At 66.7% G+C, this 19,284-nt stretch carries 24 protein-coding genes; 10 read left to right on the forward strand and 14 right to left on the reverse strand.

The window, feature by feature from the left end:
* From BLW48_RS23750 to BLW48_RS23760, 3 genes are all read right to left on the reverse strand, one after another.
* Nucleotides 1-798, reverse strand: a complete 798-nt coding sequence (locus tag BLW48_RS23750) for an enoyl-CoA hydratase/isomerase family protein (protein ID WP_093078754.1) — start codon at nucleotides 796-798, stop codon at nucleotides 1-3.
* Between the two features lie 33 nt (nucleotides 799-831).
* Nucleotides 832-1,254 (reverse strand): hypothetical protein, encoded by a 423-nt coding sequence (locus BLW48_RS23755; RefSeq protein ID WP_093078907.1) that lies wholly within the window; start codon nucleotides 1,252-1,254, stop codon nucleotides 832-834.
* A 63-nt stretch (nucleotides 1,255-1,317) separates the two neighbouring features.
* Nucleotides 1,318-1,590, reverse strand: coding sequence for a DUF2164 domain-containing protein (locus BLW48_RS23760; RefSeq protein ID WP_093177823.1), 273 nt, complete (start codon nucleotides 1,588-1,590; stop codon nucleotides 1,318-1,320).
* Nucleotides 1,591-1,694: 104 nt separating this feature from the next.
* Here BLW48_RS23760 and BLW48_RS23765 point away from each other — a divergent pair, with 104 nt between their 5' ends.
* From BLW48_RS23765 to BLW48_RS23775, 3 genes are all read left to right on the forward strand, one after another.
* Nucleotides 1,695-2,891 carry a YncE family protein gene (locus BLW48_RS23765; protein ID WP_093177824.1) on the forward strand — a complete coding sequence of 399 codons (1,197 nt, stop codon included), beginning with the start codon at nucleotides 1,695-1,697 and terminating at the stop codon, nucleotides 2,889-2,891.
* Between the two features lie 89 nt (nucleotides 2,892-2,980).
* Complete coding sequence (locus BLW48_RS23770) at nucleotides 2,981-4,456, forward strand: PPC domain-containing protein (RefSeq protein WP_093177826.1); 1,476 nt, start codon at nucleotides 2,981-2,983, stop codon at nucleotides 4,454-4,456.
* Nucleotides 4,457-4,483: 27 nt separating this feature from the next.
* On the forward strand, nucleotides 4,484-4,696 hold the full coding sequence (locus tag BLW48_RS23775; RefSeq protein WP_093177828.1) for a hypothetical protein: 213 nt from the start codon (nucleotides 4,484-4,486) through the stop codon (nucleotides 4,694-4,696).
* A 58-nt stretch (nucleotides 4,697-4,754) separates the two neighbouring features.
* Here the strand turns inward: BLW48_RS23775 and BLW48_RS23780 are convergent, their stop codons facing one another.
* The 3 genes from BLW48_RS23780 to BLW48_RS23790 all read right to left on the reverse strand — a co-directional run bounded on the left by BLW48_RS23780 (nucleotide 4,755) and on the right by BLW48_RS23790 (nucleotide 6,942).
* The gene (locus tag BLW48_RS23780; protein ID WP_093177829.1) at nucleotides 4,755-5,663 is read right to left on the reverse strand and encodes a DUF808 domain-containing protein; all 909 of its coding nucleotides are present in this window, start codon (nucleotides 5,661-5,663) and stop codon (nucleotides 4,755-4,757) included.
* A gap of 75 nt (nucleotides 5,664-5,738) precedes the next feature.
* Nucleotides 5,739-6,422, reverse strand: a complete 684-nt coding sequence (locus BLW48_RS23785; protein WP_093177831.1) for a PepSY-associated TM helix domain-containing protein — start codon at nucleotides 6,420-6,422, stop codon at nucleotides 5,739-5,741.
* A gap of 1 nt (nucleotide 6,423) precedes the next feature.
* Nucleotides 6,424-6,942 (reverse strand): GNAT family N-acetyltransferase, encoded by a 519-nt coding sequence (locus tag BLW48_RS23790; RefSeq protein ID WP_093059111.1) that lies wholly within the window; start codon nucleotides 6,940-6,942, stop codon nucleotides 6,424-6,426.
* Nucleotides 6,943-7,029: 87 nt separating this feature from the next.
* Between BLW48_RS23790 and BLW48_RS35465 the strand changes: the two genes are divergently transcribed.
* The 3 genes from BLW48_RS35465 to BLW48_RS23800 are packed head-to-tail and all read left to right on the forward strand — an operon-like array spanning nucleotide 7,030 to nucleotide 7,771.
* Nucleotides 7,030-7,179 carry a hypothetical protein gene (locus BLW48_RS35465; RefSeq protein ID WP_013542593.1) on the forward strand — a complete coding sequence of 50 codons (150 nt, stop codon included), beginning with the start codon at nucleotides 7,030-7,032 and terminating at the stop codon, nucleotides 7,177-7,179.
* Entirely contained in the window at nucleotides 7,176-7,487 is a 312-nt protein-coding gene (locus BLW48_RS23795) for a VF530 family protein (protein ID WP_093059110.1), read from the forward strand. The genes BLW48_RS35465 and BLW48_RS23795 overlap by 4 nt, the downstream gene beginning before the upstream one ends.
* Nucleotides 7,484-7,771 carry a 2Fe-2S iron-sulfur cluster-binding protein gene (locus BLW48_RS23800; protein WP_093059109.1) on the forward strand — a complete coding sequence of 96 codons (288 nt, stop codon included), beginning with the start codon at nucleotides 7,484-7,486 and terminating at the stop codon, nucleotides 7,769-7,771. The genes BLW48_RS23795 and BLW48_RS23800 overlap by 4 nt, the downstream gene beginning before the upstream one ends.
* On the opposite strand, the gene BLW48_RS23805 is transcribed toward BLW48_RS23800, so the two are convergent.
* Nucleotides 7,768-9,048: an MFS transporter gene (locus BLW48_RS23805; protein WP_256216870.1), complete on the reverse strand. Its 1,281-nt coding sequence runs from the start codon at nucleotides 9,046-9,048 to the stop codon at nucleotides 7,768-7,770. The genes BLW48_RS23800 and BLW48_RS23805 overlap by 4 nt on opposite strands.
* Before the next feature lie 95 nt (nucleotides 9,049-9,143).
* Here BLW48_RS23805 and BLW48_RS23810 point away from each other — a divergent pair, with 95 nt between their 5' ends.
* Nucleotides 9,144-9,806, forward strand: coding sequence for an RluA family pseudouridine synthase (locus BLW48_RS23810; protein WP_093177832.1), 663 nt, complete (start codon nucleotides 9,144-9,146; stop codon nucleotides 9,804-9,806).
* 8 nt (nucleotides 9,807-9,814) lie between these two features.
* On the opposite strand, the gene BLW48_RS23815 is transcribed toward BLW48_RS23810, so the two are convergent.
* The 5 genes from BLW48_RS23815 to egtB form a co-directional block, all read right to left on the reverse strand.
* On the reverse strand, nucleotides 9,815-10,255 hold the full coding sequence (locus BLW48_RS23815; protein WP_007833935.1) for a universal stress protein: 441 nt from the start codon (nucleotides 10,253-10,255) through the stop codon (nucleotides 9,815-9,817).
* Between the two features lie 128 nt (nucleotides 10,256-10,383).
* Entirely contained in the window at nucleotides 10,384-11,139 is a 756-nt protein-coding gene (locus BLW48_RS23820) for a 2OG-Fe dioxygenase family protein (RefSeq protein WP_093177834.1), read from the reverse strand.
* Nucleotides 11,136-11,420, reverse strand: a complete 285-nt coding sequence (locus BLW48_RS23825) for a DUF427 domain-containing protein (RefSeq protein ID WP_093059105.1) — start codon at nucleotides 11,418-11,420, stop codon at nucleotides 11,136-11,138. Before BLW48_RS23825 ends, BLW48_RS23820 begins: the two co-directional genes overlap by 4 nt.
* Before the next feature lie 677 nt (nucleotides 11,421-12,097).
* Nucleotides 12,098-13,102, reverse strand: a complete 1,005-nt coding sequence (gene egtD, locus BLW48_RS23830) for an L-histidine N(alpha)-methyltransferase (RefSeq protein WP_093078764.1) — start codon at nucleotides 13,100-13,102, stop codon at nucleotides 12,098-12,100.
* 2 nt (nucleotides 13,103-13,104) lie between these two features.
* On the reverse strand, nucleotides 13,105-14,361 hold the full coding sequence (gene egtB, locus BLW48_RS23835; RefSeq protein WP_093177836.1) for an ergothioneine biosynthesis protein EgtB: 1,257 nt from the start codon (nucleotides 14,359-14,361) through the stop codon (nucleotides 13,105-13,107).
* Nucleotides 14,362-14,518: 157 nt separating this feature from the next.
* Between egtB and BLW48_RS23840 the strand changes: the two genes are divergently transcribed.
* Nucleotides 14,519-15,865, forward strand: coding sequence for an NAD(P)/FAD-dependent oxidoreductase (locus BLW48_RS23840; protein WP_093058314.1), 1,347 nt, complete (start codon nucleotides 14,519-14,521; stop codon nucleotides 15,863-15,865).
* Between the two features lie 18 nt (nucleotides 15,866-15,883).
* Nucleotides 15,884-16,132, forward strand: coding sequence for a hypothetical protein (locus BLW48_RS23845; protein ID WP_093177838.1), 249 nt, complete (start codon nucleotides 15,884-15,886; stop codon nucleotides 16,130-16,132).
* A gap of 24 nt (nucleotides 16,133-16,156) precedes the next feature.
* Here BLW48_RS23845 and BLW48_RS23850 read toward each other — a convergent pair whose 3' ends face one another.
* Together BLW48_RS23850 and BLW48_RS23855 are read right to left on the reverse strand one after the other, a co-directional pair.
* Nucleotides 16,157-18,067 (reverse strand): PhoX family protein, encoded by a 1,911-nt coding sequence (locus BLW48_RS23850; RefSeq protein WP_093177840.1) that lies wholly within the window; start codon nucleotides 18,065-18,067, stop codon nucleotides 16,157-16,159.
* A gap of 83 nt (nucleotides 18,068-18,150) precedes the next feature.
* Nucleotides 18,151-18,675 (reverse strand): thermonuclease family protein, encoded by a 525-nt coding sequence (locus tag BLW48_RS23855; protein WP_093078768.1) that lies wholly within the window; start codon nucleotides 18,673-18,675, stop codon nucleotides 18,151-18,153.
* Nucleotides 18,676-18,795: 120 nt separating this feature from the next.
* On the opposite strand from BLW48_RS23855, the gene BLW48_RS23860 reads away from it, so the two are divergent.
* Nucleotides 18,796-19,278 carry a tetratricopeptide repeat protein gene (locus BLW48_RS23860; RefSeq protein ID WP_093058310.1) on the forward strand — a complete coding sequence of 161 codons (483 nt, stop codon included), beginning with the start codon at nucleotides 18,796-18,798 and terminating at the stop codon, nucleotides 19,276-19,278.
* Nucleotides 19,279-19,284 lie beyond the last annotated feature (6 nt).

The raw sequence follows: 19,284 nt of genomic DNA on the forward strand, positions 1-19,284 counted from the left end.
TCAGCTGAAGTTCGGCGCGCGCCGTTCGCGCAGCGAGGCAATGCCCTCGCGCACGTCGGCGCCCGCAAAGCCCATGAATTCGAGCGCCAGCGAGGCGTCGAAGGTCGGGCCGGCCTGGCGCAGCCAGTTGTTCAGCGCGTACTTGGTGAGGCGAATGGCGCTCTGGCTGCCGGCCGCCAGCCGGTCGGCCACTTCGTAGGCACGCGGCAGCAGGTCGGCCTCTTCCACCGCGAGCGACACGAGGCCGATGCGCTCGGCCTCCTCGCCGCTCACCGGCTCGCACAGCAGCAGGTGGTACTTGGCCTTGGCCATGCCGCACAACAGCGGCCAGACGATGGCCGCGTGGTCGCCCGCCGCCACGCCCAGTCGCGTATGGCCGTCGACGATCTTCGCGTTCTTCGTGGCGATGGAGATGTCGGCCAGCAGCCCCGCCACCAGCCCCGCGCCCACGGCCGGGCCGTGCATGGCGCTCACGATGGGCTTGTCGCAGTTGATGATGTTGTAGACGAGGTCGCGCGCCTCGCGCCACACGCGCTGGCGCACCGCGTCGTCGGTGGTCATGTCCTGCACCATCGCGAGGTCGCCGCCGCCCGAGAAGCCCTGGCCTTCGCCCCGCAGCACGGCGCAGCGCACCGTGTCGTCGGCGGACACGTCGCGCCAGATTTCGGCGAGTTCGCGGTGGCCGTCATGGCCCGCCGTGGGCAGCTTGCCGTTGGCCGCCCGCATCTGGATGTCGAGCACCGCGCCATTCGCACCACGGCGCGCGATGGCGAGGGTCTGGTAGCGGGCGTAGTCCATGGCGGGTGTCTCTTTCTGTGGCTTGTCTGCCGTCTATTTTTTCGCGGCCACTTCGCGGCAGCGCTGCACGTTGGTGTCGAAACGCGAGGCCAGTCCGGGCTCGCACTCGTCAGACGGCGTGAGCTTGCACATGCCGACGACCACGTAGTCCATGACCGCCGACGTGCACATCGGGTAGGCCGCCAGATCGGGGTTGGCCTTGACCTTGAAGCCCCAGCGTTCGGAGAACTGCACCGTGCGGATCATCGCGCCATGGAAGAAGCTGCGGTCCTTGGCGGCGATGGCGGCTTCCATGCGGGGCAGTTCCTCGTTCAGATAGCCGACCGAATCCAGCGGGAAGCCGGACGGGTCCTGCTGCGCGGTGGCCATCGATGCGGCGACGACCAATGGCAAGGCAGCCAGGATGCGCAGGACGGGAGAAAGCGAGGGGCGAAGGGGCGTGCGTGGAAGGTGCATGGCTTCGAATTCTGCAACGTTTTGAAGCACTTTTGAAATTGCCGCGGTGCGCCCGCGCCACACCTACTTGCCCTTCTTCTGCTTGTCGAACTTGCGCCAGTACTGGAATTCGTCCTCGTGCACCTCGAGATCGACCTCCGAAATGCGCGACTGCAGGCGCTCCTGCACCTCGGCCACGGCCTTGTTGTAGACCAGCGGGCCGATTTCCTCCAGGAAGAAACCGAGCAGCGCCCCCGCCGCGATGTTGCCGATCGGCTCTTCCATGTTCTCGCGGAAATAGCGTTCGATGGACGTGATGGCCTGCTGGCGTGCTTCCTTCGGTATCTCGATGGTCATGGCGGGGTCTCGGGGGTTGGGTCGATCGATTGTGCCGGGCACGGGGCCTGGCGACGAAGCTGCCGCTACCATGCGCGCACACAACTACACCGGAGACACACACCATGCAGTTCCGCCCCGCCGCACTCGCGGCCCTGGCCCTGGCAGCCCTTGCCGCTCTCCCCGGCTGCACGAACCTGACCCCCACCGTGCCGCAGCGCCAGCTGATGCTGGTCGCCAACGACGAGAAGCAGTCGTGGAACGACGCCGGCGTCGTGAGCCTCGGCCCGATGGGGCGCGACACCGTGCAGGTGCTCGACATCGGTACCGACCCGCTGGCGCCCAAGGTGGTCGGCACGCTGCAGCTGGACAACACCATCGCCGGCCCGCCGACCAACCTCGCGATCACGCCCGGCGAAACGCTGGCGCTGGTCGCCAACTCGCTCAACGTGGTCGAGGAGAACGGCGCGCGCAAGCAAGTGCCCGACAACCGCCTCTTCGTGATCGACCTGACGACCACGCCGCCCAAGCTGCTCGACACCCTGCAGGTCGGCAAGCAGCCCTCGGGCCTGTCGATCAACCGCACGGGCGACCTCGCGCTGGTGGCCAACCGCGCCGACAATTCGGTGAGCGTGCTGCGCATCTCGGGCAAGAAGGTGACGCTGATCGACACCGTGGCCATGGGCGATTCGGTGGCGCACGTGCGCTTCACGCCCGACGGCAAGCGCGCATTGGCGGCCAAGTTTCCGAGCCACAAGATCGCGCTGCTCGACGTGAACGGAGAGAAGGTCAGCTACAACAAGGTCGACCTCGCGGCGGGCCTGTGGCCCTACAACGTCGACGTGACGCCAGACGGCAAGCTCGCGCTCACGGCCGATAACGGCAACTCGGGCGCGTCCGACGGCCAGGTCGACACCGTGAGCGTGATCGACCTCGAAGCCGCGCCGCCGCGCGTGGTCGACAAGGTGGTGGTCGGCGACGGCCCCGAAGGCCTGGCCGTGAGCCCGACCGGCAGGCACGCGGTGGCTGTGATCCTGCGCGGCAGCAACTCGTCGAAAAGCGCCTACTTCTACAACCGCAACGGCTCTGTGGTGCTGCTGAAGATCGACGGCAAGAAGGTCACGCGCGCCAACGAGGTGGTGGTGCGCGGCCTGCCTGAAGGCGCGGTGTGGAGCGCTGATGGCAAGTACCTGTACGTGGGCAACTTCATCGACCAGGATGTCACGATCCTGCGGCTCGATGGCGATACGCTGGTGCCGACGGGCAAGTCGCTCCCGCTGCAAGGGCATCCGGCTGCCATGCGAGGCGCCATGACGCACTGAAGAGGTAGGGACTGCCCCGCACAGATGAATCGGCTTTTCTTCGAGCCGTCAATCGAAGACTAAAAACGAAACTGAGGAAGAGGGAATTCATGTTGCTTGATTCATTGAAGCGTCTTTTGACAGCGTTCGGCGGCCTTTTACTTTTTGGCATTGCGGTTTCCGGTCACGCGGGGCCTCTCGGCAATCCGATCGTGGTCAACACCAATACAGCGGGCACGCAGGAACTCTCGGGCCAATTCGCGCTAACCGCAGGAGGAAATGGGGAAAAGCTGGTCATGTGGCGGGACTCGCCCACGAACATGACTTATGTTCAGCGGATCAACTCCTCGGGTGTGCTTTCTCCCATCAAATTTCCAGTCGCCAACGGGAACTGCATCTCGACAGATCGCATTGGAAATTTCGCGATCATCGGCAGCCTTGCGGCGATCACGCTCTACGACCGAAACGGGAACATCAGGACGAATGCGTTCCGCCCAAATCCAGGCGCTGAAGGTGGCTGCGTCAGCCTTGATACGGATGGCAATCTCTCGGCCTTCTACTCTGTCTATTCCGGTGGCAACCGCTCGCTTGCGCTGAGGCGGTTCACCGTCGCCGGAGTGGCGCTGGGCAACGAGATCCAGATTACCCCTCCGTCTACAGCCGTCGTGGTTGCCAACAGCATCGCCTCCGACGCGTCAGGAAACATCACTGTTGCCTGGACGATCAACAACCCCACGACCGCCGGCGATGTATGGATGCAGCGCTTCAACAGCGCCGGGGTTCCGCTCATCGGAGCAACACCAGTGGTCACGGCGCCTTCCACCCAGGACGGCGCATCGCTTGCCGTCAGCCCGCTTGGCAACTTCCTGATTGCATGGAATTCGTACGAGACCAACAACCTCCAGAATGCGTACGTTCAACGGTTCAACTCGGCGGGAGCGGCAATCGGATCACCGATTCGGATCACGAAAACTGCGTCTTCGGTCTTCTCCCTGCTGAACGTGAGCATGATGGAAAATGGCAGCTTCTTCGCCGCCTGGAACATCGACAACCCGACGCCCGGGACATGGCCTCTCGTCGTGGCGCAGCAATTCGCCAGCGATGGTGCGCCCATCGGCAGCGAGTTCCAGGTCGATCTGCCAGGCGTCGCCGGTCGCTATGCCAATATCGCGAGCGATCTCGCCGGCAACTTCACCGTCGCCTGGAATGCCTTCGACCCCGTGTCCGGCTTCGATGTGAAGATCCGTTCGTACAGGATCGATACGCAGCCCGCGATCACCACTCTCAATAGCGGCCAACCGGCACAAGGCCTGACCGGCGCCGCAGGAAGCTGGAAGTACTTCAAGGTCACCGTGCCCGCCGGCACCACTCAAATGAACGTCAGCATGGCTGGACCGGCCGGCGGCGACGGTGACATGTACATCCGCTTTGGCGGCCTGCCGAGCGCAACTGCCTGGGACATTCGTCCCTACGTCAATGGCAGCAACGAAGTGGCGAACATCAGCAACCCTCCACCTGGCGACTTCTACATCGCAATCTACGGGTACATCGCCTATTCGGGGGTCAGCCTGAACGTCAGCTATTGACGCTCCGCCCGGTACACTCCCGCTCCCATGACACGACCATCCCGCCCTCTCCGCACGCTCGAACGCGGCATCCTCTGCCTCGTGATCGGGGCCGCCGTTCTGCTGGGGCCGCGCTTTCTACAGGGCACGCGCTGGTTCGAGATGGTCGCCGGTGCCTATCTGGTCGGCTGGTTCGCGCTGGTACTGGGCGTGGCGCTGATCGTGGTCGAGTTGGTGAAGCGCGGCAAGATGCGTCAATAAAAAAGAAACCCGCCTCGCGGCGGGTTTCAGCAGGAAGAGCAGCCGACCGGCAGCAGGCTCAGGCCTTCTTTCCGCGGAGCTTTCCGACCAGCTCCACCACGACCAGCACGATGGCGCCGGCCACGATGCCCACGCCGGCATTCACGCCCATCGAGCCCAGCGTGCCGAACACGCCGCCCGTGGCCGCGGCCCAACCCTCGACCGCATGGCCCAGCGCCGGCACGCCGTGCACCAGGATGCCGCCGCCCACAAGGAACATCGCGGCCGTGCCGGCCACCGACAGCGCCTTCATGAGCCACGGCGCCGTGGCCAGGATGCCGCGGCCCAGGGCCTGCGCGCCTGCGCTGGCGCGCTGGCTCAGATAGAGGCCCGCGTCGTCGAGCTTCACGATGCCGGCCACGAGGCCGTACACGCCGATGGTCATGATCAGCGCGATGCCGACCAGCACGCTCAGCTGCGTCGTGAAAGGCTGGCCCTGCACGGTGCCCAGCGTGATGGCGATGATTTCTGCCGAGAGGATGAAGTCGGTGCGCACGGCGCCCTTGATCTTGTCCTTCTCCATGGCAACCACGTCGACCGATTCGTCGGCCACGGCCTTCTCGTGGCGCTCGGTGTCGGCGTCGTGCTCTTTCTTGTGCAGGAACTTGTGCGCGAGTTTCTCGGCGCCTTCGAAGCAGAGAAAAGCGCCGCCGACCATCAGCAGCGGCGTCACCAGCCAGGGCAGCCAGGTGCCGATGGCCAGCGCCGCGGGCACGAGAATGGCCTTGTTGACGAACGAGCCCTTGCACACGGCCCACACCACCGGGATCTCGCGATCGGCCTTGACGCCGGACACCTGCTGCGCATTGAGGGCAAGGTCGTCGCCCAGCACTCCGGCCGTCTTCTTGGCGGCCACTTTGGTGAGGATCGACACGTCGTCGAGAACGGTCGCGATGTCGTCGAGCAGCAGGAGCAGGCTGGTGGCCATGGGCAGGATTCGGGCTGAAAAAGAAGCGGCGAGCTTATCCGCTGCCGCCAACCGCCCTTGCAATAACCGTACGAATCACAGAGCGCTGAGCGCAATGGCCAGCACCGCGGCGAGCGACGCGCCAAACAGCGCCAGCCCCACGCGGCGGCGGCGGTGCGTGAGCATCCACAGCGCCATGCCCGACATCGACAGGAAAATCAGGCTGCCGGCCAGCGTGTCGACCAGCAGGATCCACGGCAGCGGCATGCCGCCACCCTTGTGCATGCTGGTGAGCGTGGCGACAAAGCCGTTGTGCGTGGTGGTGACGCCGACCGAGCGGTTGCCCTGCCAGTACTCGACCTGCACGATCTCGTTGGGGCCGCCGAAGTTGAACACCCAGCGCGCAGGCTGCGTGAGCACGGGGGCGCTCTTGTCGCTCTTGTCGGCCCAGGCGACGGGCTTGGCGGGCTCGATGCGGCGGGAATTGGGCGGGCCGCTCATGCGCAGCGCACCCTGCAGCCACTGGCTCATGGCCTCGGGCGTTTCCGGCGCAGGGTCGGGCAGTACCAGCTGGGCGCGCGTGCGCTCCTGGGCCTGCGGCAGCTTCAGCACGTCGCGGTGGTTGAGCCAGATACCGCTGAAACCGAACAGCAGCCCCAGCACTGCGCCCCAGAGGCCGAACCAGCCGTGGGTGCGGCGGATCCACTGCACGGCGGTCGTGCGGCGCTGGTGCGCGCGCACGCGCGCAGCGTGGCCGAGGGCGGTGCTGCCGGAGTCCATGTCAGGAAACGTCGCGCTTCAGGCGGATTTCCTCGACGCGCACGGTGCCGAAGGCGGTGGTCTTGGCGGTCTTCATCTCGCGCTTGAAACCGGCGAGTTCGTGGAAGCGCATGGCGCGGTCGTTGCGGATCGGCACCCAGATGGTGACCGTGGTGCAGCCCTCTTCTTCCAGGCCTTCGCGCGCGGCGTCCCAGAGGGCCACGCCCACGCCCTTGTCCCAGTGCTCGGGCTTGACGTAGATGGCCCAGATTTCGCCGGTGGTGGGCGGGGTCTTGGGGTCGCGCGAACGGTCGAAGCCGACAAAGCCGACGATTTCGCTGCCCAGCACGGCCACACGCACCTGCGGCTCGCTGTATTCGATGGCTTCGCGCCACTTGGCTTCGCGGGTGGCCGGGGCCAGGGCGCGCAGCTCTTCCTCGGGAAGGATGCCTTCGTAGGCGGCCTTGGCGGCGAGGGAATGGATTTCGGCGACGGCCTTGGCGTCGCGCAGGGTGGCGGGGCGAACTTCGTAATCTGACATGAATGCGGGGAAATCAATGGAACCGCGTATTGTCGCCGCACCGCTAAACTGCTTGCCGCATCCGTCGTAACAACAGGAGAAATCGACATGGCCAAGAGTCAGCAACGCAGCACCAAGGAAGCGAAGAAACCGAAGAAGGACACCTCGCCGCCCAAGCCTGTGGGCACTGGCGGCATCGAGCCCGTTCGCACGATCACGACGGCGGTCATTCCCCGCGGCAAGCTCAAGAACAAGTGACGAACGACGCTCCAGCACCTGCCCCAGCGGCCCCCGCGGCCGCAAAGGCCCAGCCGCGCAACCCGCTGCATGGGGTCACGCTGGAGGCCATCGTCACCGCGCTGGTCGACTACTACGGGTGGGAGCACCTGAGCGAGCTCGTTCCCATCCGTTGCTTCACGCTCGACCCGAGCGTGAGTTCGAGCCTCAAGTTCCTGCGCAAGACGCCGTGGGCGCGCGAGAAGGTCGAGAGCCTTTACCTCTTCATGCTGCGCGAGCAACGCCGCGAACAGCAGCAACAACAGCAAAGCCAGCCGCCGCAGCCATGAAGGTCCGACTCGAGCCCTCGGGCCTCGACTTCGAGACCGACGCCGGCACCACGCTCCTGAAAGCCGCCGAGGCCGCCGGCATCGAGCTGCCGAGCTCGTGCCGCAACGGCACCTGCCGCACCTGCATCTGCCAGCGACTGTCCGGCGAAACCCGCCACATCATCGAATGGCCCGGCCTGAGCGCCGAGGAAAAAGCCGAAGGCTGGATCCTGCCCTGCGTAGCGCAGGCGCTGGGCGACATCACGCTCGACGCGCCGGGCGCGCGCGCCCTGTTCGCAGACTAGGACTTGACCAGCGGCCTGACCGAAGGCGCCGCCACCACCAGCCGGTCCCGCTGGGCCAGCGACGGGAAAAGCCTGAACCAGGTCAGCGCAACCAGCATCGTCCCCACGCCGCCCACCACCACCGAGCCGACCGGCCCCAGCAGCGCCGCCGTGGCGCCCGACTCGAACTCGCCGAGCTGGTTGCTCGCGCCGATGAAGATCGAATTGACCGCACTCACCCGCCCGCGCATGGCATCGGGCGTTTCGAGCTGCACCAACGTCTGGCGGATCACCACGTTGACCATGTCGGCGCCGCCCGAGACCGCCAGCGCGATCAGCGAGACGACGAAGCTCTTCGAAATGCCGAACACCACCATGCACAGCCCGAAGAGCCCGATGGCCAGCAGCAGCGTGCGCCCCACGCGGCGCTCGACCGGCCGGCGCGTGAGCAGGATCGACATCACCAGCGCCCCCACCGCCGGTGCGCCGCGCAGCAGGCCGAGCCCCCAGGGCCCGGTGTGCAGGATGTCCTTGGCGTAAATCGGCAGCAGCGCCACCGCGCCGCCCAGCAGCACCGCGAACAGATCGAGCGAGACCGCGCCGAGCACGGGCTTGCGCTTCCAGATGAAATCGACGCCCGCGAACACGGTGGCCAGCGTCACCGGCTCGCGCGCGGCCGGCGTGTAGGCATAGCGGAGCCGCAGCACCAGCGCGCAGGCGACGACAAAGAAGGCCACGCTGGCGCCGTAGACCACCGCCATGCCCGCCACGAACAGCAGCCCGCCGAGGGCCGGCCCGCCGATGATCGCCCCCTGCATGCCCGCCGAGCTGAAGGCCATCGCGCGCGACAGCATGGTGGGCGGCACCAGCAGCGGCGTCAGCGCCTGCTGCGCCGGCATCTGGAAGGCCCGCACGGCGCCCAGCACCAGGGACAGGCCCAGCAGCAGGCCGCGCGAATCATGCTTTTCCAGCACCGCCAGCAGCAGCACGAGCGCCACCAGCCCCTGTACCGCGAAACAGGCCGCCACGATGCGCCCGCGGTGGTGGCGGTCGACGACGTGGCCGGCCAGCAGCGCCAGCAGCAGCGCGGGCACGAACTGGTAGAGGCCGACGAGGCCCAGGTCCCAGGCACTGCTGGTGAGCTCGTACATGTGCCAGCCGATGGCTACCAGCAGCATCTGCGAGGCGGCGGTGCCGAACAGGCGCGCCGTCCACATCTGCATGAACGGGCGTTCGCGCGTCAGGTCGGAAAAGCTGGGGGGAGAAGAGGAAACGGAGGCTGGGGCGGGGCCGGACATCCGCTCAAGGATAGCCGAGGCCGGATGAGCGGGGCATGAGGGGCCGGGAACGCGGGAGCAGGCCGCCATCGTGCTCTCTACACTCTGCGGCATCCATGACGACCGCGCCGCCGCTCCTGCAACCCGTTCACGAAGACCCGCACCTGCTGGTGCTCGACAAGCCCGCCGGCCTGCTCTGCGTGCCCGGCCGTGGCGAGGACAAGCAGGATTGCCTGAGCGCACGCGCCGTGCGGCAATGGCCCGATGCGCTGATCGTGCACCGGCTCGACATGGCCACGAGCGGGCTGGTGGTGATGGCGCGCGGCATCGAAATGCAGCGTGCGCTGAGCGCGGCCTTTGCCGAGCGCCGGGTACACAAGCGCTATGAAGCCATCGTCGATGGCGCGATGCCGCTGCTGGAAGACTGGTCGCTGATCGACGCACCGCTGATGGCCGACTGGCCGCGCAGGCCGCTGCAGAAGACCGACCCGGCGGGCAAGCCCAGCGTCACGCGATGGAAGGCGATTTCATTGCTGCCCGGCGAGCCTGCCGCGACCCATGTGCTGCTGGAGCCGCTGACGGGCCGTTCGCATCAGCTGCGCGTGCACCTGCTGTCGATCGGGCACCCGATTCTTGGCGATGCGCTGTACGGTGATGCTGCCCTGCAGGCACGCGCGCCGCGCCTGCTGTTGCATGCGAGCGAGCTGGGGTTCGTGCACCCGGTGACGCAGCAGGAGCTTTACTTCAAACGGTCGCCCGATTTCGTCGTCGTTTCCTGACCAATCAGTCAGCCGCCCTTGACGACCAGCACCGGCATGTTGGCGTCCTGCAGCACGCGCTGCGTCACGCTGCCAAGCAGCAGTTTTTCGATGCCGCTGCGGCCATGCGAGCCCATCACGATCAGGTCGGCCGCGATGGCGATGGCCGTATCGACGATGCCTTCGTGCACCACGTGGCCGTCGATCACGCGCTGGTCGCTGTGCAGGCCTTCGGCCGCCAGGGCAGCCACGCCGCGTGCGAGCGCCGCGTTGGCGCTGGCCGTGGCTGCTGCGAGGTATTCGTTCTGGCCGAGCGCATAGTCCGCGCCCACGCCGATGAAGGGGTAGTTGTCGATCACGTGAATGAGCGTGATACGGCTACCGAAAGCCAGCGCGAGGCCGCTGGCCTTGCTGACGGCGAGCATGGAAGTTTCGGAGCCGTCGATCGGAACCAGGATGTGATTGAACATGGCGGGACCTCGCTTTCGTTCGCAGACAGACACGGCCCACATGGAGCCGGGCCCCGAATTTAACCGCTGTTCCGCGGACGGACTGTAGGACTCGTGCCAGCGACGGCGCACTGCACCGCCGCGCGGCTTCAGTCCCCCTGGAAACCCTTGGCGCGGCAGGTGATCACGAGCGTGTCGCGCCAGCCTTCGCCGCTCTCTTCCAGCGGCTGGATCGGCGTCGATTCGTGGATCACGCGCGCATCGTCGAGCACCAGCAGGGTCCATGGCTCGGTCATGGTGAAGCGCTCGCCGCGGCGGCCGTTGGCTTCGAACACACGCGTCTCGCCGCCCTTGATGCCATGCCGGCCGACCAGTGCCACGGCCACGAGATCCACACCGTCGCGGTGCGCGCCCTCGGGCGTAGGTCGGCCGATGCCGCCGGCGGTGTCGATGCGGAACTGGTGCGCTTCCACGTACCAGCGCTGCGGCGCACCACGCATGTCGCTGCTGGCCTTGCCGAGCTGCTGCAGCAGCCGCTGCCACACGGGTTGCGCCACGGTGGCCTCGAGCATCGGCGCGAACCAGCGCTGCATGCCCCCGTGCAGGGCGTTGTATTCGACCGGCTGCCAGTGCGCGCGATGCGGCACCTGTGCCAGCGTGGCATGGTCGTCGGCTTCGACGGTGAAGCAGGCATGGCGCCGCGTGCGGTAGCGGCCGCCGTCCTTCAGGTATTCGTCGGGCGGGAGATCGTTCCAGTCCGCGTGCAGTGCATTCAACTGCGCGAGCGGAACGCCGAGCCATTCGCCGACGCCCTGCGGGCTGAGCACCGCATAGCCTTGATCGCGCAATGCGGCAGGCAGCTCGGCGGGGGCGATGAACGGGGGAGTGAAAGCGGCCGTGGTCACTGCGCGCTGACCTTCACGTCCTTCCAGAACGCGACGCGGTCGCGGATCTCTTCGGCTTCGGGCTTCGGGTCGGCGTAGTACCAGGCGGCGTCGGTGTTGAGTTCGCCGTTGACCAGCAGCGAGTAGTAGCTTGCGGTGCCCTTCCAGGGGCAGGTGGTCTTGTGGTTGCTGAAGGTGACTGCGTCGCGATTGAGCGAACTCATCGGGAAATAGTGGTTGCCTTCGACGAGCACGGTGTCGTCGCTTTCGGCGATGGTGACGCCGTTCCAGGTTGCTTTCATGGTCTTGGTCTCCAGGGGGAGGGTTGCGGGCGCTGGCCGTTGCGCTGCCGCACGGGGCTTGGGTATTGTGCCGTTGCTTGGCACTGCCGCTTTCTTCGCTGCTGTATCTACCCTGTTGGGGGGTTTGTTTTCTGGGGCCGGGTCTCGGCCCGGCGGCCGACTCACTTTCTTTTGCTTCGCCAAAAGAAAGTAAGCAAAGAAAAGGCGACCCTGCTGTCTGCGGCCCTTCGCTTCGCTACGGGCAACCTGCGGTGCTCGACTCCGGAGGGGGTCCGCAGAACTCGCTGCACTTCGTTCCGCTCAGACAGCTGCGGCCCTGATCCCTCCTACGTCTGCGCTCCTCGGCGCAGCCAGAAGGGATTGGGGAGCCCAACAGGCCTTCGCTGCGCTCGGCCTCTGAACAGCCGATACCAAGCCGAGCGAAGCAAAGGCCCGTTCCGTCTCCCCTCCCCTCTGGCTGCGCCGAGGAGCGCAGCGTTTCGCGGATCAGGGCTCGCCCTTGTCTGAGCGAAGCGAGTTTGGGCGAGACCCCGCGAAACGCGAGCACCACAGGTTGCCCCTTCGCAAAGCGAAGGGGACGCAGACAGTGGGGTCGCCTTTCTTTTGCCTACTTTTCTTTGGCGAAGCAAAGAAAAGTAGGTCGCCCGCCGGGGCGAGTCCCGGCCCCGGAACAAAAACTAGGCAGCCAACCAGTGAACGCTAAAGAGCTTCTCAGGATCCGTCCAAACCGCACCAGGCCGAAACCCAGCCCGAGCAGCCAAAGCCCGAAGCCCTTCAACAGTGAACTTATGCGAGTACTCAGTATGAATAGTCTCGCCCTCCTCAAACCCAAACCGCTCCCCATTCAACGAAACGCTCTGAGCCCGCCGGCTAACAAGATGCATCTCGATCCGCTGCCGAGGCGCGTTGTAGAACGCCGCATGCGCAAACCCATCGACATCGAAGTCCGCATCCAGCTCGGCATTCGCCCGACGCAGCAGATTGAGATTGAACTCCCCCGTAACCCCTTGCGCATCGTTGTAGGCCGCATGCAAGCGCCCCGGATCCTTCACCAGATCCACGCCAATCAGCAGCCCACCCCCACGCAACATCCGCGCAGCCAGCTGCAAAAAGGCCAGCGCCTCCTCAGGCTCGAAGTTCCCAATAGTCGACCCCGGAAAAAATCCGACTCGCCGCCCAGACCCGGCCATAGGCGCAGGCAGCACCAGAGGCATCGTGTAGTCCGCAGCAATAGGCTGCACCACCAGCTTCGGATAGTCCGCCTTCAGCCGCTCGGCCGCAGCCTCCAGGTGCTCCCCTGAGATATCGATGGGCAGATAGCGCTTCGGCGCCTGCAGCGCATCGAGCAGCAGCCGCACCTTCGTGAGCGACCCCGCCCCGAACTCCACGATCTCCGCATTCGGCCCGATCTGTTCGGCGATCTCCCCGGCGCATTCGCCAAGAATGCGCAGCTCGGTGCGCGTCGGGTAGTACTCCGGCAGCTCGCAGATGCGGTCGAACAGCTGTGAGCCTGCTGCGTCATAAAAAAACTTCGGCGAGATGCTGCGTGGCGAGCGCGCAAGTCCTGCCTGCATCTCCCGCCCGAACTCGGACAACGGCGTCGCGGCCGTGGAAGAAGAAGAAACACGCGGCTTCGCAGCAGGCGCGAACGACAGCGACGAGGAAGAAGTTGGATTGCGCATGATCAAAGGTCTTTCGCGAGCCGCAGCCCCGAGAACTGCCAGCGCGCCGCCGGCGGAAAGAAGTTGCGATAGCTGGGCCGCGTGTGCCCTGCCGGCGTGGCCACGCTGCTGCCTCGCAGCACCAGTTGCCCCACCATGAACTTGCCGTTGTATTCGGCCGCGATACCGGGCATCGGACGGAAGCCGGGATACGGGTCGTACGACGAACGCGTCCACTGCCAGACATGCCCCGTCATCTGCGAGATGCCCGGCGCATCGAACGCGGCTTCCCATTCGAATTCGGTCGGCAGTCGCGCGCCGGCCCATTCGGCGTACGCGGCGGCTTCATAGAAACTGAGCTGCGATACGGGTGCATCGGCCTCCATCGGCCGCACGCCGTGCAGGCCGAACACCTGCCAGCCTGCGTTGCCCTGCTGTTGCTGTGCGCCAAGGCCAAGGCGTGGATCGTCCGGCTCGAGCCAGTACGCCGGATGCCTCCAACCGTTCGCCTGCACGGCGGCCCAGCCATCGGACAGCCAGAGCTCGGCCCGCTGATAGCCGCCGTCCGCGATGAACTGCGCGTAGTCGCCGCAGTTCACCAGCCGGTCGGCAATCGCATAGGGCTGCAGCAGGGCCTTGTGGCGCGGGGTCTCGTTGTCGAAGGAAAAGCCCTGCCCCGGGAACCCCACGTCGAGTACGCCGCCGGCTTGCTCGATCCAGCGCACCGCAGGCGGCACGGCAGCCAGCCGCAGCGCGGGCCCGCTCGCGGGCTTGTAGGCCGGCAGCAGCGGGTTGCACGACAGCGCGTGCAGGATGTCGGTGAGCAGCAGTTCCTGGTGCTGCTGCTCGTGGTTCAGCCCGAGCGTGACGATGGGCTCGACAGTGGCCCAGTCGAGCCCGCCCTCTTCGAGCAGCGCGACCACGGCCTCGTCAACGTGCCGGCGGTAGGCATGCACCTCGTCTACCGAAGGCCGCGTGAGCAGTCCGCGCTGCGGCCTCGGATGCCGCGGCCCGAGTGCCTCGTAATACGAGTTGAAGAGGTAATGAAAACGCGCGTCGAAGGGCTGGTAGCCGCTGGAACGCGGCTGCAGCAGCACGGTCTCGAAGAACCACGTGGTGTGCGCGAGGTGCCACTTGGTCGGGCTCGCATCGGGCATCGACTGGATGCACTGGTCTTCGGCGGAAAGCGGAGCGGCAAGCGCCAGGCTCGTGGCGCGCACCTCGCGAAACCTGTCGCGCAGTGTGCTCGCCGCCTGTGTGATCGGCCGGGAAAGCGTCATGGGGTCTCCAGTCGGGTCAGCCGCAAGTTTTAGCCCATCCGGGCTGCGGCGGCGCGTAGGACAAAACGCCGCCGCCCTGCCGCCGGCACTTCGGCAAAGGGCAGCCACTGTGGCACAAGATTCGAGGCCTTGCAGGCGGCTGCGTATCATCCGTGCGATGCAAACGACCAACCCCTCGGGCAGGCCCAAAGTCGTCATCGTCGGCTGCGGATTCGGCGGACTCGAAGCGGCACGCAAGCTGCAGAGCGCCGACGTGGACGTGACGGTGATCGACAAGACCAACCACCACCTGTTCCAGCCGCTGCTGTACCAGGTGGCAACCGCCGGGCTCGCCGCGCCGTCGATCGCGGCGCCGGTGCGCGCGCTGTTCCGCAAGCAGCCGAACATCACGACGCTGCTGGGCGAGGTGGGCGGCATCGATCCGGCCACGCGATCGGTGCAACTGGCCAATGGGGACCGCGTGCCGTACGACCACCTGATCGTCGCGGCCGGTGCCACGCACAGCTATTTCGGGCACGACGAATGGGCGCCCATGGCCCCGGGCCTGAAGACGCTGGCCGATGCCTTCGAGATCCGCCGCCGCGTGCTGCTGTCGTTCGAGAGCGCCGAGGTCGCGGCCGACCTGGAGCGCCGCCGCGCCCTGCTCACCTTCGTGGTGATCGGTGCCGGCCCCACGGGCGTCGAGATGGCCGGAACGCTGGCCGAGATCGCCAAGCACACGCTGTCGGGCGAGTTCCGCCACATCGACCCCGCCAGCGCGCAGGTGCTGCTGGTCGAAGGCGGCCCGCGCGTGCTGCAGGCCATGCCCGAGTCGCTGAGCCAGAAGGCGCTCGAACAGCTGGAGAAACTGGGCGTCGAAGTGCGGCTCAACGCGCGCGTGACGTCCATCGATGCCACCGGGCTCGAAGTGCAGACCGGCGGCGGCGCAGACGGTGCACCGGTCGCCAGCTACCGAATCGATAGCAGCTGCGTGGTGTGGGCGGCGGGTGTGGCGGCCTCGCCGCTGGGCCGCATGCTGGGCACGGCCACCGGCGTCGAATGCGACCGCGCGGGCCGCATCAAGGTCGAGCCCGACCTGAGCCTGGCGGGCCATCCCGAGATCAGCGTGGTCGGCGACCTCGCCGCCGCCATGAGCCATGCGCCCGGCAAGCCGCCCAAGCCCGTGCCCGGCGTATCGCCCGGCGCCAAGCAGATGGGACGCGCAGCGGCCGCCAACATCCTGCGCCGCATTGCGGGCCAGCCGACGGTGCCGTTCCGCTATGCGGACTACGGCAACCTCGCGACCATCGGCCGCAATTCGGCGGTGGTCGACCTGGGCACGCCCTTCGGCCCGCTGCGTTTCAGTGGTCGGCTTGCGTGGCTGTTCTGGCTGTTCGCGCACGCGTATTTCCTGATCGGCTTTCGCAACCGCATCGTCGTGATGATGGACTGGGCAGGCGCCTACTGGAGCTTCCAGCGCAATGCGCGCGTGGTGGCCGATGTGCAGGGCAAGAGCGAGTCCTGAAGAAGGAGATCACGCGAAATGTCGCTGGCCTTGTGGATCGCGGTGCATGCCGCCGAAGCGCTCTTCTGCCTCTGGGTGCTGCGCTGGGGCGGTGCCGAACGGCTCGAAGGCAGCTTCGCCTCTGGCCTAATCAGCAACTTCGCGCCGCGCTGGAGCGCCGAGGGGCTGCGCATGGCGGCGCTGATCCTGCTGGTCTTCTGCGCCATCACTTTCGTCGTGGGCCTGTTCGTGCCCTCGCTGCGCTGCTGGGTCGGCGGCTCCTGCTGAGCACCGCCAACCCACCCTACTCCATCAGGTCCCGATCACGCCGCCATCGTTCTTCGTGATGGCGATGGTCGCCGAGCGCGGACGGCCCGCGCCGTCGGGCCACTTCGACACGGCGAGCGGACGATCCGGGTCGCTGCGCTCGTTGGCCGGCTCGCCCGGGTGCTGGATGTTGATGAACAGCGTGCGCAAATCTGGCGTGGCCGTGAGCCCGGTGATCTCGCAGCCGGCCGGGCCGAGCAGGAAGCGGCGGATTTCGCCCTTGGTCGGGTCGCAGGCCAGCATCTGGTTGTTGGGCAGGTTGCTGTACTCGCCCTTGCCCAGCGTGGAAGTCGACACGTCGGTCTCGATCCACAGCACGCCGCGCGCATCGACCATCAGGCCGTCGGGGCTGCCGAAGGTGTCGCCCTTGATGTTGCCCTGTGCTTCATGGCGCGTCTGCTTCGGGTCACCCGCGAGCACGAGGTGGTTCCAGGCGAACTTGGTTGCGTCGAGGTCGCCGGTTTCCTTCCAGCGGATGATCTGGCCCATCGTGTTGTTGGAGCGCGGATTGGCCGCGTCCATGAAGGGCTGGCCGGCGCCGCCGCGGTTGCTGTTGTTGGTCAGCGTGCAGTAGACCTCCTTGGTGAGCGGGTCTACGGTGGTCCACTCGGGGCGGTCCATCTTGGTGGCGCCAAGCAGGTCGCTGGCCTGGCGTGCCTTGATGAGCACGTCGCCTTGCGTGGTGAAGCCCTTGTCGGCCACCAGGCCGTTCTTGCCCTGCACCAGTGGCAGCCATTCGCCGGTGCCGTCCACGTCGAAGCGGCCGACGTACAGCGTGCCGTGGTCGAGCAGGTCTCGGTTGGCCGCGGCGCCGCCGGGCTTGACGCTGTCGCGGCTCACGAACTTGTAGATGTACTCGAAGCGCGAGTCTTCGCCCATGTAGATGACGGCGCGGCCGTCGTTGGTGAGCGCGGTGGCGGCGCCTTCGTGGGCGGCGCGGCCGAGCGCGGTGCGCTTGCGCGGCGTCGAGGTGGGGTCTTGCGGATCGATCTCGACCACCCAGCCGTAGCGGTTCGATTCGTTCGGGTTCTTCGACACGTCGAAGCGCGCTTCATGCTCGTGCCAGCGGTACTTCGCGCCATTGCCCTTCCTGATGCCCCAGCGCTTCTGGTGAGCGTCGGGCGTGTCGGTGCCTTCGAAGTAGTCGGCGAAGTTTTCTTCGCAGGTCAGGTACGTGCCCCACGGCGTGTGGCCGTTCGAGCAGTTGTTGAAGGTACCCAGCACCTGCGTGCCCGACGGGTCGGCGGCGGTGCGCAGCATGGCGTGGCCGGCTGCGGGGCCGGTGAGCGTCATCGGCGTCAGGGCGGTGATGCGGCGCGCAAAGCGCGAGGGTGCAAGCTGCGTCCACTTGCCGCCGTCGCGCTGCAGCTCGATGACCGACACGCCGTGCGCATTCATCGACTTGCGCACCTTCTCGGGCGTCCAGGTCTTCATGCCGTCGGTGTGCAGCAGGCCGTCGTCGACGTATTCGTGGTTCAGCACCAGCAGGCCGCGGTTGGAGCCATCGATCGGAAAGAAGGCCATGCCGTCGTGGTGCATGCCGGCCTGCAGCGCCTGCTCTTCAGCGGTGTTGGAGCCGTCGGTCTTGAAGGCGGGCATGGCGCCCGCGATGCCGGTGGCGTCGCCCCAGCGGTAGAGCACCTGGGTGCCGTAGCCCTCGGGCACGACCACGGTGTCGACGGCGGCCATCGGCACGCTCTTGAAACCGATGGCACGGCCCAGCGAACCCGCCGTGCCGCCTGTTGCCGCACACCCGGCCAGCGGGCCGAACAGCCCCGCAATCGCGGCAGCGAGGCCGCCTTGCACGAGCATGCGACGCTTCGGGTCGGACACTTCGTGGATCGTGGGGTTGGCGGACGGGTTGGAGTCCTCCATGCGGGCGAAGTCTTTGGCCATGCTCTTGTCGTCGTGGGGTTACGGAGCCGGGCATAGTGTCGCCGCCTCGTGAATTCCGCATGACACGGGCCTGTAACAGGAACTCAGAAGAAGCCGCCCCAATGCGGCTGCTCGCCGCGCTGGCGCTTGCGCCAGTCCCAGGGCGGCGTCGGCTTCGAGTCGGCCCACAGGCCGGCGTGCCGGGCACGCGCGCTGTCCTGCAGCTTGAACAGCCCGCCGCCGCGTTTGGTGGCCAGGTGGTTGTAGTCGTACACCCAGGCCCAGCCTTCGGACACCATGCGGCTGCCGGCGTCCTCGCCGTTGCAGCGCACGTCGGCCACCGTGCGGCCATAGCGGTCGGTGTCGATCTCGGTGATGAGCGCCTGCTCGCGAAAGCAGATGTTGCTCAGCGCCTGCTTGCTGCGCTGGCCGTAGGGCTGGGCTTTTTCGGGCGCGTCGATGGCGGCGATGCGCACCTTCACGCGCTCGTAGGCGCCGATGCGGCCGCAGCGGGCGGTGAGCGTGTCGCCGTCGCTGATGCCCACGACGAGGCAGGTGCGGGGAGCGGCTTGGCTCAGGAAGGGAGAAAAGGCAAGAAGGCAGGAAAGCAGCAGCGCGCGTGAATGCATGAAGAAGCGGGGAGATAGGCAGAATGGCAGGACCGATCGAGGCTAAGTGATCCACCCGGCGGAACCGATCGGTACACAGACTTTTTCTTTTGAACCACGCTTCGAAGGAGAGCACGCACCATGCAAGAACCTACCCAGGACGACTGGTTCCTTGCGGCCAACGACGCATGGGACGCTGGCGCGCACAAGAAGGCCCTCTCGCTGTTCCTCAAGGCCGCGGCCGCGGGCGAGACCCACGCGCTCAACAGCGTCGGCTATTTCCTCGACCACGGCATCGGCGTGAAGAAGAACCCCGCGGCCGCGCGCGACTGGTACCGCAAGGCCGCCAAGGCGGGCGACGTGGCGGGGTGCGCCAACCTCGCCATCTGCTACCGCGACGAGGGCAATTTCCGCTGGGCGCGCTTCTGGTTCGAGAAGGCCTATGCGCAGGGCGACGGCGATGCAGCGCTGGAGCTGGGACGGCTCTTCCTGTGGGAAGGGCCGAACCAGAATCGGCACAAGGTGGTGGACTACCTGGGCAAGGCGGTGGCCTCGCAGTCCATCACTCCGAACGGACGCACGGAGGCGGGGGCGTTGCTGAAGTCGCTAGGCCTCATCAAGTGAAGCGCG

Source organism: Variovorax sp. YR266 (assembly GCF_900107295.1).
GTDB lineage: Bacteria > Pseudomonadota > Gammaproteobacteria > Burkholderiales > Burkholderiaceae_C > Variovorax.

Coding starts and splice junctions, on each gene's coding strand:
- BLW48_RS23845 (WP_093177838.1), top strand. CDS start 15,884: ATGTCGCTGGCCTTGTGGATCGCGGTGCATGCCGCCGAAGCGCTCTTC.
- BLW48_RS23805 (WP_256216870.1), bottom strand. CDS start 9,048: ATGTCCGGCCCCGCCCCAGCCTCCGTTTCCTCTTCTCCCCCCAGCTTT.
- BLW48_RS23760 (WP_093177823.1), bottom strand. CDS start 1,590: ATGACCATCGAGATACCGAAGGAAGCACGCCAGCAGGCCATCACGTCC.
- egtD (WP_093078764.1), bottom strand. CDS start 13,102: ATGCGCAATCCAACTTCTTCCTCGTCGCTGTCGTTCGCGCCTGCTGCG.
- BLW48_RS23790 (WP_093059111.1), bottom strand. CDS start 6,942: ATGTCAGATTACGAAGTTCGCCCCGCCACCCTGCGCGACGCCAAGGCC.
- BLW48_RS23785 (WP_093177831.1), bottom strand. CDS start 6,422: ATGGACTCCGGCAGCACCGCCCTCGGCCACGCTGCGCGCGTGCGCGCG.
- BLW48_RS23775 (WP_093177828.1), top strand. CDS start 4,484: ATGACACGACCATCCCGCCCTCTCCGCACGCTCGAACGCGGCATCCTC.
- BLW48_RS23850 (WP_093177840.1), bottom strand. CDS start 18,067: ATGGCCAAAGACTTCGCCCGCATGGAGGACTCCAACCCGTCCGCCAAC.
- BLW48_RS23825 (WP_093059105.1), bottom strand. CDS start 11,420: ATGAAAGCAACCTGGAACGGCGTCACCATCGCCGAAAGCGACGACACC.
- BLW48_RS23780 (WP_093177829.1), bottom strand. CDS start 5,663: ATGGCCACCAGCCTGCTCCTGCTGCTCGACGACATCGCGACCGTTCTC.
- BLW48_RS23855 (WP_093078768.1), bottom strand. CDS start 18,675: ATGCATTCACGCGCGCTGCTGCTTTCCTGCCTTCTTGCCTTTTCTCCC.
- BLW48_RS23810 (WP_093177832.1), top strand. CDS start 9,144: ATGACGACCGCGCCGCCGCTCCTGCAACCCGTTCACGAAGACCCGCAC.
- egtB (WP_093177836.1), bottom strand. CDS start 14,361: ATGACGCTTTCCCGGCCGATCACACAGGCGGCGAGCACACTGCGCGAC.
- BLW48_RS35465 (WP_013542593.1), top strand. CDS start 7,030: ATGGCCAAGAGTCAGCAACGCAGCACCAAGGAAGCGAAGAAACCGAAG.
- BLW48_RS23800 (WP_093059109.1), top strand. CDS start 7,484: ATGAAGGTCCGACTCGAGCCCTCGGGCCTCGACTTCGAGACCGACGCC.
- BLW48_RS23815 (WP_007833935.1), bottom strand. CDS start 10,255: ATGTTCAATCACATCCTGGTTCCGATCGACGGCTCCGAAACTTCCATG.
- BLW48_RS23860 (WP_093058310.1), top strand. CDS start 18,796: ATGCAAGAACCTACCCAGGACGACTGGTTCCTTGCGGCCAACGACGCA.
- BLW48_RS23770 (WP_093177826.1), top strand. CDS start 2,981: ATGTTGCTTGATTCATTGAAGCGTCTTTTGACAGCGTTCGGCGGCCTT.
- BLW48_RS23750 (WP_093078754.1), bottom strand. CDS start 798: ATGGACTACGCCCGCTACCAGACCCTCGCCATCGCGCGCCGTGGTGCG.
- BLW48_RS23755 (WP_093078907.1), bottom strand. CDS start 1,254: ATGCACCTTCCACGCACGCCCCTTCGCCCCTCGCTTTCTCCCGTCCTG.
- BLW48_RS23765 (WP_093177824.1), top strand. CDS start 1,695: ATGCAGTTCCGCCCCGCCGCACTCGCGGCCCTGGCCCTGGCAGCCCTT.
- BLW48_RS23840 (WP_093058314.1), top strand. CDS start 14,519: ATGCAAACGACCAACCCCTCGGGCAGGCCCAAAGTCGTCATCGTCGGC.